Origin of the sequence: Enterococcus phoeniculicola ATCC BAA-412, assembly GCF_000407505.1 — a bacterium.
In the GTDB taxonomy this organism is placed as follows: domain Bacteria; phylum Bacillota; class Bacilli; order Lactobacillales; family Enterococcaceae; genus Enterococcus_K; species Enterococcus_K phoeniculicola.
Genome location: NZ_ASWE01000003.1, coordinates 201,055 through 214,948, shown reverse-complemented (window position 1 = coordinate 214,948; position 13,894 = coordinate 201,055). Strand labels below are relative to the sequence as shown.

The window sequence follows — 13,894 nt, the reverse complement described above, 5'->3', positions numbered from 1 at the left end:
TTAACGTAGGGTAAAAAAAATAACAATTCATTAGATTGTTCTAATAAATTGTTATTTTTTTATTACCCTTGGTGAGAAAGGATATATTCTACCGCTCCACCAACAGTTTCAATATTTTCGGCATCTTCATCTGAGATTTCTGTCCCAAATTCATCTTCAAGCTCTAATACAAATTCCATAATGCTGATCGAATCAGCGTTCAAATCATCTTTAATACTTAGTTGATCGTTTACCTTATCTGCATCAACATCAAAATGGTTCGAGATAATATTCGCTACTTTAGTAAAAACTTCTTCACGAGTCAATTGCATTCACCTCCACTGCTTTTGACAAGACCTTCTTAATAGCAAAGCCATAGTACATTTTACTCAGAAACAATCTATTTGTCCAGCATTTTTTCAAAAATGTTACAGAATAATTTCAATTTGATTTCTACTCGTCCTTTGAGTCCTCTTCAAAATGAGTTACTAACTGTCCAACGACATTAGTTTCCAGCATTGTATGAATCTGGCGAATCGTGTAGCGAACTGCTTCTGGACCTGTTGCGCCATGCGTTTTTACAACGGGGGCTTTTAGTCCAAACAAAACTGCTCCTCCATGTTTAGAGTAATCCATTTCATTTTTCATTCCCTTTAACGCCTTTTTCAACAGCAAAGCACCCAGCTTTCCTTTAACGCCTTCTGCTAAAATAGAGGTCTTTAGTAATCCCATCATATTTAACGCCGTTCCTTCGATTGACTTTAACACAGCATTTCCTGTAAACCCATCCGTTACTACCACATCTGCCACACCGCTTAATAAGTCACGTGCCTCAACATTTCCAATAAAATTGATACTTTTTTCTTCTGTTAAGAGCTCAAATGCTTTTTTAGTTACTTCACTTCCTTTTGTTTCCTCTGTCCCATTGTTCAGCAAACCTACTTTAGGCGTTGAAATTCCACGTACCTTCTGTGCATAAAATGAACCTAATACCCCATATTGCACAAGATGCTCAGGCTTATTATCTGCATTTGCTCCCAAGTCCAACATATCAAATCCACCCTCTGGATTGCCAATTACCGGAAGAGTAGACATCAGTCCTGGTCGCTCAATATTTTTAATTCGCCCAACAATGAACAAGCCTGCTGCTAGAAGCGCTCCTGTATTTCCTGCAGAAAAAATAGCATCTGCTTCACCATTTTTGACTGCTTGAGCAGCTAAAACCATGGAAGCTGTCTTTTTACGGCGAATTGCTTTTACAGGCTCATCATCGCTAGCAATCTTTTCATCTGTATGAACAATCGTCAGATTTTTTTCATTCGTTACGTATTTTTTAATTTCAGCTTCTTTTCCATATAAGATAAATTCGATTTCCGGAAAATCCTGTTGTGCGAGCATCACTCCCTCAACAATTGCTTTCGGGGCATTATCGCCACCCATTGCATCTACTGCAATCCTCATTACCTATTCGCTCCTCTCAACTCAAAAACCAGTCTGTTCTCCTAATCAAAATACTGACCTTCTGGATCTTCTATTTTGATAGACTCGCTCAATCCCTGATAGCTCTCTTTTAACTGCCAATCAGGAATTTGCCAGATTTTATTTGCCTCTTCTCTTGCAACTTCAAGTATATTCCCATCCGTCATCAAATCTCCCACTAAAAATTGTGGGATACCAGATTGACGCGAGCCGAAAACTTCTCCTGGTCCTCTTAATTCTAAATCTTTTTCACTTAAGATGAAACCATTATTTGTTTCTGTCATAATTTTCATTCGTTGTGCGCCCATCTCGTTTTTAGGGTTAGCAACCAATATACAATAAGAAGCATCTGCACCACGTCCTACTCGTCCGCGCAGCTGATGAAGTTGTGCTAAGCCAAATCGATCCGCATCCATAATCAACATCACCGTAGCATTTGGCACATTGACCCCAACTTCTATTACAGTAGTAGAAACAAGAATTTGCAGTTCTTTTTCTTTGAAAGATTCCATTATGCTGTCTTTCTCTGTATTCTTCATTTTCCCATGTAAAAGTCCTACTTGGTACTCAGGAGAGTAAACCTGTTGAAGGTGCTCATAAATTTCAGTAGCATTTTTTACATCTAACGCTTCAGATTCTTCAATTAGCGGACAAATGACATATACTTGATGACCAATGGCTAGTTCTTTTCGCACCCATTCAAGAATACTATCCAGCTGTGGCGGACGAATCCACCGTGTCTCAACAGGAATTCTTCCAGCAGGTAGCTCATCAATTACAGAAACATCCATTTCACCGTAGGCAGTGATGGCAAGCGTTCGAGGAATCGGAGTTGCTGTCATGAAAAGCACATCTGGTTTCAGGCCTTTTTCCCGCAAAATCTTTCGCTGATTCACACCAAAACGATGCTGTTCATCTGTAATCACCAATCCTAGACGGTGAAATGCTACATTTTCTTGAATTAAGGCATGCGTACCGATGACTACATCAATCTCACCGCTAGCAAGTTGCGCAAGGATTTCTCTACGTTCTTTTGCTTTTGTTGAGCCTGTCAACAACGCAGTCTGAATCTCTAAAGGATCAAATAATTGATTCAAGCTTTCTAAATGCTGTTGCGCCAAAATCTCTGTTGGCACCATCAAAGCCCCTTGATACCCAGCTGTGGCGGTAGCATAAAGTGCAATGGCGGCAACTACTGTCTTGCCGCTCCCTACGTCTCCTTGTAATAAGCGCTGCATGTGCTTTTTACTGCGTAAATCACGACAAATTTCATTTGTCACACGCTTTTGCGCTTCAGTTAATTCAAAAGGAAGTTTTTGTGTAAACTGCTTTAATTTTTCAACATCATAAAGAATCGATAGTCCTTGTGATTCTGCTTTTTCCGCTCGTTTCAAGCCCTGAATCTGCATTTGGAACAAAAAGAACTCCTCGAAAATCACTCGTCGTTTTGCTTGTCGACTTTCTTCTTGGTCTTTAGGAAAATGCATCGCAAAGACCGCTTGTTTGCGTCCCATCAACCGGTATTTTTCCAACAGGTTTTCTGGAAGATTTTCAGTCAGCTGATTAAAATACCCTGTAAAAGATGCTTTAATTAATTCAACCAAAGTCGTTTGGCGAATCGACTTACTGACATGATAAATAGGTGCAAACTCTTCTGTGGCTTTACTTCCTAGAATTTTCATTCCTGTTAAAGCTTTTCTCTTTGCATCCCATTTCCCATACACAGCAATTTCCTCTGACAGCACAATCTTATCTTTTAGATAGGGCTGATTAAAGAAGGATACGTTAAAAACTGCATGTTCCTGCATCATACGAAACTGCAGACGACTTTTTTTGTATCCATATCGGCTAACCACAGGCTCTGAGACAACCAACCCTTTCAAGGTTACTTTTTCCTGATCTTGAATCTCGGTTAAGTTCTTCTCTTGAATATCCTCATAGCGAAATGGATAATACGTCATCAAATCTTCCACTGTTTGAATCCCAAGCTCTGCAAGGTTTCCTGCTCTTTTCTCCCCGACACCAGATAAAACTGTTACGGGATCCTTTAGACTGGTCATACATTTTCCCTCCCTTCTTTATGGACACTTTGAAAGTAGCCGGGATATAAATCAATAAACGATTTACATCCCAGCTACTAGTTTGTTTTATTTAACTTTATTCAGCAGAAAATAGATAAGGATATACCGGCTGATCGCCTTGGTGTATTTCCAATTCTAATTCTTCATATTTTTCGTTTAGCGCTTCGCCAATTTTTTCGGCTTCTTCGCTTGTACCCTCTTCACCAATGATGATGGTTACGATTTCTGTTTCTTCATTAATCATTTGTTCTAATGTTTTTAGAGAAGTTTCAAAACGATCTGGATTTGAGATGATGATTTTTCCATCAATCATTCCTAAATAGTCGCCTTCTGTAATTTCCACTCCATCAATTGATGTATTGCGAATGGCATTCGTAACTTGACCGCTAACAACACTTTCAAGCATTTCAATCATACTTGCCTTGTTATCAGCTAAAGATGCTTGATCGTTAAATGCAAGCATTGCAGTCATCCCTTGAGAGATTGTTTTTGATGGAACAACAGCTACTGGGATTTCAGCGACTTCTGCTGCTTGATCAGCTGCCATGAAAATATTTTTATTATTAGGAAGAATAATCACTTGGTCAGCATTGACTTCTTCAATCGCTTTTAAGATATCTTCTGTACTTGGGTTCATTGTTTGTCCCCCGCTAATAACATAGCTGGCACCTAGGCTTCGGAACAATTCTTGGATTCCTTCCCCTGCAGCGATTGCAATGATGCCAAATGGTGTACGAGGTTTTTTAACAGCTGCTTTTGGCTGCGCCCCATCGTGTTCTAAAATTGTTTCATGCTGAAGGCGCATATTGTCTACCTTCACTTTTACTAAAGAACCAAATTTCTGACCATAATTCATCACTTCACCAGGATGCTCAGTATGAACGTGCACTTTAATGATTTCATCATCATTAACAACAAGTAATGAATCACCAATTTTATCTAAATAATTGCGGAATTCTTCATAGTCAAATTTACTATCTACAGTGGGGCCTTCGCCAATTTTCACCATAATTTCTGTACAGTAGCCAAATGTAATGTCTTCTGTTGCCAGCTGACCTTGAACGCTGCGGTGATGTTCTGCATTCACCATGTCATCCATTTCAGCAGGAGACGGTTCAAACACCGTATCTAACTGGAATTCACCATTTAAGACACTCAAGAATCCTTCATAGATGAATAATAATCCTTGGCCTCCGCTATCTACTACGCCCACTTCTTTAAGTACAGGTAAAAGATCTGGTGTTTTTGCCAACGCACGTTTTGCACCAGTTACCACAGAAGTCATAACTTCCACACAATCATCTGACTCTTTTGCTTTTTTCTCTCCAGCTTTTGCCGCTTCACGAGCAACTGTTAAAATTGTTCCTTCTACGGGCTTCATCACTGCTTTATATGCTGTTTCAACACCGCGTGTAAAAGCTGCAGCTAAGTCTTGTGCATTTAATTGTTCTACAGTTGGAATTTGCTTTGAAAAGCCGCGGAATAATTGAGATAGGATAACTCCTGAATTTCCACGTGCCCCCATTAATAATCCTTTTGATAAAACGTTGGCTAATTCGCCCACTTTATCAGATGTAGAATCAACAACAGCTTTTGCTCCGCTTGTCATTGATAAATTCATATTTGTTCCCGTATCACCATCAGGCACAGGGAAAACATTTAAAGAATTGACATATTCTGCATTTGTCTGCAAACGATTCGCACCGGCCTGCACCATCTCTTGGAACTGACTTGCACTAATTTCTGTTACCTTCACCTAAATAATCCTCCTTCAGATCGATCAGCTATTTTTTAGCGGATCTTCTGCCTAGTCCGGCAGTACGCGTACACCTTGCACAAATACATTCACTGAGTTTGCAGTTACGCCTAGTAATGTCTCTAAATTGTATTTCACTTTTTCTTGTACATTTCGAGAAACCTCAGAAATCTTAGTTCCATAACTAACGATTGTGTACACATCCACAGCAATGCCGTTTTCTTCTTGACGTACAACGACCCCACGCGCATAATTTTCTTTGCGTAAAATTTCAGTAATATTGTCTTTAATTTGATTTTTGCTTGCCATACCAACGATTCCAAATACGTCAGTAGTTGCGCCGCCTACGACAGTCGCAATCACTTCATTTGTTATTTCGATAGTACCAGCTGATGTTTTAATTTTTACAGCCATTGAAATGACCCTCCTTAACGAGTCTATTTAACCCATTTTCTACTATAATATTTTATCATAGCCTACCGGTAAATAAAAGGACGATCCCCTAGTTACCTCTCAATTTAAACGAAAAAAGGCTATTTCTCACAATAACTTTGTCTAATTTACAATGTTTCCCCAGTAATGTCAATCATCTATGAAAAAATTCTCTTGTAAATACTTGCAGATTGTGTTAAATTATTTTAGTATGAGCTGAAAATTATCGCTCCAACATCAAGGCAAAGGAGGAAATTAAAAATGGCTAAAGTTTGTTACTTTACAGGTCGTAAAACATCAAGTGGAAACAATCGTTCTCACGCTATGAACGCTTCTAAACGTACTGTTAAACCGAACCTACAAAAAGTTCGTGTTATGATCGACGGAACACCTAAAAAAGTTTGGGTGTCAGCTCGTGCTTTGAAATCAGGAAAAGTTGAGCGCGTTTAATATCTGAATTATGAATTGTTCCGAACCGTTCACCTGAACGGTTTTTTTTTATTGTCTTTTTCTCAATTAGAAAACAAAAACGAGAATCAAATATCTATTTCTAGATACTCAATCCTCGCTGAATTGCGCAATGACCACTATGCACAATTCCGGTATAAACCGTCCATGATACTCCTATGTGCACCTATTAGATGGGGTCTAATAAGTAAATAAATATGTGCTGTTATGCTTCAAAGATACCCCCTTTCTCTAAAAAAGTCAATATACTGTTAATATTTTTTATTATTTGAGATTTATTATTGCAGCAACAACCTTTTTAAAACCTTAATCTAATAAGGTTTTCCGTAATTTTATTCAAAATTTGGAGGTTTTCCTATTAAGATATGGTAAACTGAAATCAAGAATTTTTTAGAAAATTGGTGAGGTTTATTTATGACAACAATCAAACGATTTATAAAGGCTAATCGTTCTTATATGTTAGCAAGCTTTTTTATTCCTTTTTTTATTTTGGCATTTGTTTACTTGAGCATCGGTATTTATCCTGGAAGCAGTCGCAGTATATTAGCCAGTGATGCCTTTTCTCAATTCTCAAATTTCCATGCAAGTTTTAGAAATATGCTTCTGGGCAAACAAAGTATTTTTTATACATGGAATGGTTCTTTAGGTTTGAATTACCTGTCTTTAATTTCTTACTATCTTGGTGGTTTTTTCACTGCAATTGTCTTTTTCTTTCCAAATCAGTGGATGCCTGATGCGCTGTATGTTATTACTTTATTAAAAGTAGCTAGTAGCGGTCTTGCCTTTTGGTTCTTAGCTAAGCAGACCTTCAAGCTTCCTCGCTGGAATCATGTTGCTTTGGCTGTTGCTTATGCTTTGTCTTCTTTTGCGATTGCTCATTCTGAAATTATCATGTGGCTGGATGCCTTTGTCTATCTGCCATTAATCATCTTAGGGATTCATCGAGTGATGGACTTACGAAAGCCTACGCTACTTTTTGTTTCCTATTTAATGCTGTTTTTATCCAGCTTTTATATGGGATTCATGGTGGGCGTATTTTCCTTTCTTTATTTCTGTGTTCGGCTATTCACGCACTGGAAACAAACTAAAGGATCTATCCTTCAATATGGAATAACCTCCTTACTAGCTGGTGGTGCATCGATGATAATCATCTTGCCTGCACTCATTGATTTGAGAGAAAACGGCGAAAAGTTAAGTGAGATTACAAAGCTAAAAACAGAAGCAACTGGACTTTGGGATATTTTAATCAAAAACATGGTTGGTGTTTATGACACGACTAAATATGGCTCCATTCCTTTTATTTATGTGGGATTGCTACCACTCGTATTTTGTCTATTATATTTTGTATCCAAACGAATTCCATTAAAAGAAAAAATAGGTTTTGCTAGTTTATTTGCGATTCTCATCGCAAGCTTTTATCTTGTACCATTAAATCTTTTTTGGCATGGAATGCATGCGCCTAACATGTTTTTATTTCGTTATGCCTTCCTCTTTTCTTTCTTAGTAGTCTTTTTAGCAGGGTATGGTTGGGAACAATTTAAGCGAAATGACCTAGGTACACTTAGTGCGATTATTTTTGTGCTGATTGGTGCATTTTGCATCGCTTGGGGAACAAAAGGAAACGAGAGCTATGACTATGTAACAACGGTCTCTTTTGTTTTAACGATTGTCTTCCTTCTTCTCTATCTATTGGCTATTGGCTACTATCAATTAGGTTCATTCCCAAAGAAAAAACTAACGATTTTATTACTTGTACTCATGAGTACAGAGGCAATCGTTAATACAAGCAGCATGGTCCAAGGAATTTTAGATGACTGGAATTACGCTTCAAGAAGTCTTTATACACAACCTTATCCAGACATTAAAAAGCTTGTAGATCAAACAAAAAAAGAAAATGAAACTTTTTATCGATTAGAGAACCTTGACGGTGTTTCTGCAAATGACAGCTTTAATTACGGTTATAATGGAATTGGTATGTTTTCTTCTATTAGAAATCGGCATTCTTCTACTTATTTAAATACACTGGGCTATCGTTCACGAGGAACAAACCTTAATCTGCGTTATCCTAATAACACTATTGCAATGGATAGCTTTTTAGGAATGAAGTACCTCCTATCAAAAGGAGATCTAAGTTATTACGGCTTCGATAAAGTAAATACATCAGGCGCCTATAATCTATACGAAAACAAAAATGCGTTACCTTTAGGGTTTCTTGCCCCAAACAGCATTCAAAAAATCAAACAGCCGGAAACAGATAACTTAACCAGCCAAACAAATTTATTAAATGGTCTTTCTGGCTTAAATTTAACCTACTTCCAATTTTATCCTGCAACAATTATTGAACAAAAAAATACTATAATTACTCAAACAGGAAGTGGAGTAACTTACAAAGAAGAATCTCCTAATGTTTCTAAGGATATCACATGGAGAGTCACTGTTCCGGCTAATACCCAAGCGTATATAAGTCTGTTCCCATCGAACTTTGCTCAATTAGAAAGCTCAACAGCTACAGTAAAGGTGAATGGACGTACACAAAAATCCCAAATCAACATCACGGGTCAATACTATGACTTGGGCTATTATGATCAAGAAACAAGTGTTGAATTCACTGTGAGTTTCTATGGAACAGCTGAAGTGAGCTTCATTGAACCCAAAGTTGTGGGACTAGATACGCTTGCTTATCAAACAGCTATCGATCAAATTAAGCAATCAGGCGTCGACTTTACAGTAAACGGACGTACCGCAACAGGAGAAAGTTCATCAGATAAAGAGCAAACACTTATTACAACAATTCCTTATGATAAAGGCTGGACTGCATTTATTGATGGAAAAAAAGTAGCAGTCACAGATTTTAAAGATGCCTTTGTTAGTCTTAAGGTGCCAAAAGGAAAACATACGATTACGCTGCAGTATCTCCCAGTAGGTTTCATCCCAGGTGCAAGCTTATTCGTGATTTGTCTTCTTTTGTTCATCGGTTATCGTTATTGGTTAAATAAAAAAGAAAGCGCAAGAATTACTCATCACTTATCTAGTAAAAAGGAAAAAGGTGAGTCCTGAACAGAAAGTGTTCAGCTATGAGAACCAGTTAGGTATGTTCCATGCGTAGAAGATGATGAGAGCGAAACGTAGTGTAGATGAGTTACTCCTCTTTCCAACCTTTAATAAGAGTGAGGGTGGCCTATAACTTAGATAGTTATGACCGCCCTCACTCTTATTTCTCAGTCTGTGTATGAATCCTAAAAGTTAACTATTTCTTTAACTCTTTTCTACAATTTCGTCATAGTTTATTCAAATTTTCTCGGTATAGTATATTCATACCAACAAACAACCCTAACAAAACACTTTTTCATTTTTAACTCCTTGCCTGCCAGCTACCCTCTGGCAGGCTCCTTTTTTTCTCTGAAGTATGTAGTGTTTTTACCTAGTTTAAAGGATGAGATTCTTTACTTTTTTTCTACAATTTCATCATCATTTATTCAAATTTTCTCGGTATAGTATATTCATACCAACAAACAACCCTAATAAAACACTTTTTCATTTTTAACTCCTTGCCTGCCAGCTACCCTCTGGCAGGCTCCTTTTTTGACAATGCTAGGCTTTTCTTGTGCATCTTTTGAATAAGAATCGTAAGTTTGTACATACAGAGAGGTTAGTGAAAGAGAGAAGCTTCAATAACCAAGTTGTGTTCATTTCGACTGGTTTCTTGAGAAATGCCTGTCACTTCTAATTTTTTTCTGTTAATCGAAACATTTTTTGATAGAATTTCCATAGAGTATATCATCCGCTCAGTTTTTTATTTTGTGGTGATTTAATCATACTAGAGGACGATAGGTTTTTTAATACATAAAATCAAGAGGGTGTGGCATAACTGTTTAAGTTATGCCACACCCTCTTGAAAACTTAATAAACGTCGAAAATAGGAGTACCTCATCATCTTCTACGCATGATACATACTTGAGTTGAAGGCTTCGCAAATGTGTTGTACCTACTTGGTGCATCCGAGTCACCTTTTCTGAAAGAAATAGCTATAGAAATCTACTTGGTTCTCGTAGCTGAATACTTCTTTCCAATCCTCAAATTATCGAGACACTCATTGTTTAACCTAGAAATTAATTATCTATTCATACTTCACTTCTACAAGATATAACCCTTCTGGATGAGCTGTAGGTCCAGCAAGATTCCTGTCTTTTGAGGCAATAATTTCAGGTATACACGTCTCTGACATTCGACCATTTCCAATTTTCAGCAATGTCCCCACTAAAATACGAATCATCTTGTACAAAAATCCGTCTCCTCGAAAGGTAAACAAAAGCTCATCTCCGGCTTCATTTACTTCCATCTTTGCTTCGTAAATCGTTCGGACTTTGTCTTCAATTGGACTTCCTGCTGCACAAAATGCTGTAAAATCATGTGTCCCAAGAAGATCTGGTAATGCACGTTGAATCTTTTCAACATCAACTGGATAAGGAAAATAACTTGCATAAAAACGTCGAAATGGGCTTCTTGGTTTGCCAATATCCACTCGAAATTGATAGGTTTTTTCTTTCACCAGATAACGTGCATGAAAATCTTCAGGAACAATTTCCACTGATTTTACTGCAATGTCCTCTGGTGTTTGCGTATCTAACCCAAATCTCATTCTCTCTAACGGACGTTCCTCTGGATAATCAAAATGAATTACTTGCCCTATCGCATGAACTCCGGCATCTGTTCGTCCGGAGCCAAAAATTTGAATCGTTTTGCCATTCGCCATCTTTTTCAGTGTATTTTCAACCTCTTCTTGGACTGTACGTCCATTCGGTTGTCTTTGAAACCCATTAAAAAGGGTTCCATCATATGAAATGGTTGCTTTATATCGAACCATGACTACCTCCTAAGCATTATCGTATTTCTCTTTTTTATTCTTTTCTCATAAAAAAAGGAAGGGGACAAATCTATCCACTCCCTTTTTCTTTTCAGCAGCTTATTTGTTGTTAATTACTTGTTGTTAATTACTTGTTGTTAATTACTTGTTCTTTTTCACCCTACTGCTTTAGCTTCTCAAGAAAATAAGAGCAATTGTTAAGAGAACAAAAGCAACAACAACCATTGTATCTCGATTATGCCAGTGAAGGACACGATACTTCGTCCGTCCGTCTCCACCTTGATAGCCTCTTGCCTCCATCGCAGTTGCTAAGTCCTCTGCACGATTAAAACTACTTACAAACAATGGGATTAATAACGGAACCACAGCTTTCATTTTTTGAATAAGACTACCCTCTCCAAAGTCAACGCCTCGTGCGCGCTGTGCATTCATAATTTTCTCCGTTTCATCCATTAAGGTTGGAACAAAGCGCAATGCAATAGATAACATTAAAGAAACTTCATGAACAGGGAAACGAACAACTTTTAATGGACGTAATAGATATTCAATCGCATCTGATAATTCTAGCGGCGGCGTTGTTAACGTCAACAAGGTAGACATAAAGATGATTAAGACAAAACGACAGAAGATAAAGACTCCATTCGTCAATCCAAATTCAGTGATACTAAACACACCCCACTCCCAGTAAACCTCACCACCACGAGTGAACATAATTTGCAGTGCAACAGTAAAGAGAATTAACCAGATTAAAGGCTTCACTCCACGAATAAAGAATTTCAAATCCACTTTTGATAACAAAATTGCAAACAACGTAAATACTGCAGCCAGCAAGTAAGTCTGCCAATTATTCGCCATAAATATAATTCCTATGAAATAAAAACTTGCCACTAATTTTGCCCGAGAATCTAGCCGATGAATCAACGAATCTCCAGGCATGTATCTTCCCAGTATTAGTTTATTCATCATTGGCATGTCCTCCTGAAAGCATCACTAGCTGATCCGCCAATTCGTCCGCTGTCAACGGTAGAGAATTAAAGGAAATTCCTTTTGCAACTAATCGCTCAGCAAATTCAGTAGCTGTTGGAACCCCCAATTGTTTTTCTTTCAGCCAGCTTAGTTCTTGAAAGATTTCTTTTGGTTCTCCATCTTTTACAATATGTCCTTTTTCAAGAACATAAACATAGTTTGCATAATTTGCCACATCATCCATTAAGTGTGTAACCAAAACAATCGTAATTCCTTCTTCTTTGTGCAAGCGCAGGAACATTTCCATCATCTCTTTACGTCCTTGTGGATCTAGACCAGCTGTTGGTTCGTCTAAGACTAGTATTTCAGGTTCCATAGCCAAGACACCAGCAATTGCTACACGTCTCATTTGACCTCCTGAAAGCTCAAATGGAGAACGTTCAAGATAACTCTCATCTAGTCCTACCTGCAGCAACATTTTTTCTGCAAGTTTTCGTGCATCTTCTTCACTAACACCGAAGTTTTTTGGTCCAAAAGCAATATCCCTTGCTACGGTTTCTTCAAATAACTGTGCTTCTGGAAACTGAAAAACAATCCCCACTTTTTTTCGTATAGGCTTTAGATTTTTATTGTCCGTTTCAGGAACAATTTTTCTATCCCCAATCTCAACCACGCCTTTAGTCGGCTTAACTAACGCGTTCAAGTGCTGAAGCAACGTCGACTTTCCGCTTCCTGTGTGTCCAACAATTGCCGTGTATGAGCCTTCTTTAATCGTCATGTCAATATCAAACAAAGCACGCTGTTCAAATGGTGTATTCGGTTGATAGGTAAAGTCTACTTTTTCAAAACGGATGTCCATAACCAATCCACCATTCCTTCCTCGGTCAAATACTCACTAGGCACATCAATTCCTCGTTCTTTTAATGCTGCCTTTAGCTTTTCAGGAAATGGCAAATCCAGTCCAAGCTTTATTAATTCAGGACCTGCAGAAAAAATTTCCTCAGGTGTTCCTTCGTTGACCAGCTCACCTTGTCGCATAACAAAAATGCGATTGGCGTTTGCAGCTTCATCTATATCATGAGTAATTGAAATAACTGTTAAATTACTTTCTTCTTTAATCTTTTGAATTGTTGAAATCACTTCTGCACGCCCTTCTGGATCAAGCATGCTTGTCGCTTCATCCAAAATAATAATATCTGGTCTTAAAGCGACTACACCAGCAATTGCAACACGTTGCTTTTGTCCTCCAGACAAACGGGCAGGCTCTTTTTTAGAGAACTCAGACATTCGTACAGCTTCTAACGCAGCTTTCACACGCTCTACCATTTCTTCACGGGGAATCCCTTGGTTTTCTAGACCAAATGCTACGTCATCTTCTACCGTTGACCCAACAAACTGATTATCTGGATTTTGGAAAACCATGCCGACCATTTTACGAATCGTCCAGACGTTTTCCTCATTTAAAGATAACTCGCCCACATTGACCGTTCCAGTCTCTGGCATCAATAATCCGTTAATGGTTTTAGCTAATGTTGATTTTCCAGAACCATTATGTCCGATAATTGCAATCCATTCTCCTTTATTAATCGAAAAAGAAACATCCTTCAAAGCAGGATTTACATCATCAGGTTGATATTTATAAGTAATATTCTTTAATTCAATAATTGGTTGCATCATGTACTCCCTCAACAAGTTTAGTCTTACTAACACTAACAAATAATACTTTTTTTTTCAATCATTTCTTACTTATAAAGTACCGCTCTATTATAGCAAATTCCTGTTAAAATGGAAAAACATATCTGTCTTGACAGATATTGGTGTAAAAAAAGTAGTTATCTTCCTATAACGATCTTAAAAGTTAGAGTTTTA

At 37.8% G+C, this 13,894-nt stretch carries 11 protein-coding genes; 2 read left to right on the top strand and 9 right to left on the bottom strand.

Features of this window, described 5'->3' with window-relative positions; all coding sequences use genetic code 11:
- Window positions 1-62: 62 nt before the first annotated feature.
- The 5 genes from acpP to I589_RS11730 all read right to left on the bottom strand — a co-directional run bounded on the left by acpP (window position 63) and on the right by I589_RS11730 (window position 5,709).
- Window positions 63-305: an acyl carrier protein gene (gene acpP, locus I589_RS11750; protein WP_010767982.1), complete on the bottom strand. Its 243-nt coding sequence runs from the start codon at window positions 303-305 to the stop codon at window positions 63-65.
- 127 nt (window positions 306-432) lie between these two features.
- Window positions 433-1,440, bottom strand: a complete 1,008-nt coding sequence (plsX, locus tag I589_RS11745; RefSeq protein ID WP_010767981.1) for a phosphate acyltransferase PlsX — start codon at window positions 1,438-1,440, stop codon at window positions 433-435.
- A 41-nt stretch (window positions 1,441-1,481) separates the two neighbouring features.
- The gene (gene recG / locus I589_RS11740) at window positions 1,482-3,518 is read right to left on the bottom strand and encodes an ATP-dependent DNA helicase RecG (protein ID WP_010767980.1); all 2,037 of its coding nucleotides are present in this window, start codon (window positions 3,516-3,518) and stop codon (window positions 1,482-1,484) included.
- A gap of 97 nt (window positions 3,519-3,615) precedes the next feature.
- Window positions 3,616-5,295 carry a DAK2 domain-containing protein gene (locus I589_RS11735; RefSeq protein ID WP_010767979.1) on the bottom strand — a complete coding sequence of 560 codons (1,680 nt, stop codon included), beginning with the start codon at window positions 5,293-5,295 and terminating at the stop codon, window positions 3,616-3,618.
- Window positions 5,296-5,346: 51 nt separating this feature from the next.
- Window positions 5,347-5,709: an Asp23/Gls24 family envelope stress response protein gene (locus I589_RS11730; protein ID WP_010767978.1), complete on the bottom strand. Its 363-nt coding sequence runs from the start codon at window positions 5,707-5,709 to the stop codon at window positions 5,347-5,349.
- Window positions 5,710-5,988: 279 nt separating this feature from the next.
- Here I589_RS11730 and rpmB point away from each other — a divergent pair, with 279 nt between their 5' ends.
- Window positions 5,989-6,177: a 50S ribosomal protein L28 gene (rpmB, locus tag I589_RS11725; RefSeq protein WP_010767977.1), complete on the top strand. Its 189-nt coding sequence runs from the start codon at window positions 5,989-5,991 to the stop codon at window positions 6,175-6,177.
- 432 nt (window positions 6,178-6,609) lie between these two features.
- Complete coding sequence (locus tag I589_RS11720; protein WP_010767976.1) at window positions 6,610-9,252, top strand: YfhO family protein; 2,643 nt, start codon at window positions 6,610-6,612, stop codon at window positions 9,250-9,252.
- 1,060 nt (window positions 9,253-10,312) lie between these two features.
- Here the strand turns inward: I589_RS11720 and truA are convergent.
- From truA to I589_RS11700, 4 genes are all read right to left on the bottom strand, one after another.
- Complete coding sequence (gene truA, locus I589_RS11715; RefSeq protein ID WP_010767975.1) at window positions 10,313-11,059, bottom strand: tRNA pseudouridine(38-40) synthase TruA; 747 nt, start codon at window positions 11,057-11,059, stop codon at window positions 10,313-10,315.
- Window positions 11,060-11,227: 168 nt separating this feature from the next.
- On the bottom strand, window positions 11,228-12,025 hold the full coding sequence (locus tag I589_RS11710; RefSeq protein WP_010767974.1) for an energy-coupling factor transporter transmembrane component T family protein: 798 nt from the start codon (window positions 12,023-12,025) through the stop codon (window positions 11,228-11,230).
- The gene (locus I589_RS11705) at window positions 12,015-12,884 is read right to left on the bottom strand and encodes an energy-coupling factor ABC transporter ATP-binding protein (protein WP_010767973.1); all 870 of its coding nucleotides are present in this window, start codon (window positions 12,882-12,884) and stop codon (window positions 12,015-12,017) included. The genes I589_RS11710 and I589_RS11705 overlap by 11 nt, the downstream gene beginning before the upstream one ends.
- Window positions 12,860-13,699, bottom strand: coding sequence for an energy-coupling factor ABC transporter ATP-binding protein (locus I589_RS11700; protein WP_034685206.1), 840 nt, complete (start codon window positions 13,697-13,699; stop codon window positions 12,860-12,862). The genes I589_RS11705 and I589_RS11700 overlap by 25 nt, the downstream gene beginning before the upstream one ends.
- Window positions 13,700-13,894 lie beyond the last annotated feature (195 nt).

Bases quoted from the DNA above. Each gene is read 5' to 3' on its own strand.
- plsX (WP_010767981.1), bottom strand. From the start codon at position 1,440: ATGAGGATTGCAGTAGATGCAATGGGTGGCGATAATGCCCCGAAAGCA.
- recG (WP_010767980.1), bottom strand. From the start codon at position 3,518: ATGACCAGTCTAAAGGATCCCGTAACAGTTTTATCTGGTGTCGGGGAG.
- I589_RS11730 (WP_010767978.1), bottom strand. From the start codon at position 5,709: ATGGCTGTAAAAATTAAAACATCAGCTGGTACTATCGAAATAACAAAT.
- rpmB (WP_010767977.1), top strand. From the start codon at position 5,989: ATGGCTAAAGTTTGTTACTTTACAGGTCGTAAAACATCAAGTGGAAAC.
- I589_RS11720 (WP_010767976.1), top strand. From the start codon at position 6,610: ATGACAACAATCAAACGATTTATAAAGGCTAATCGTTCTTATATGTTA.
- truA (WP_010767975.1), bottom strand. From the start codon at position 11,059: ATGGTTCGATATAAAGCAACCATTTCATATGATGGAACCCTTTTTAAT.
- I589_RS11710 (WP_010767974.1), bottom strand. From the start codon at position 12,025: ATGATGAATAAACTAATACTGGGAAGATACATGCCTGGAGATTCGTTG.
- I589_RS11705 (WP_010767973.1), bottom strand. From the start codon at position 12,884: ATGGACATCCGTTTTGAAAAAGTAGACTTTACCTATCAACCGAATACA.
- I589_RS11700 (WP_034685206.1), bottom strand. From the start codon at position 13,699: ATGCAACCAATTATTGAATTAAAGAATATTACTTATAAATATCAACCT.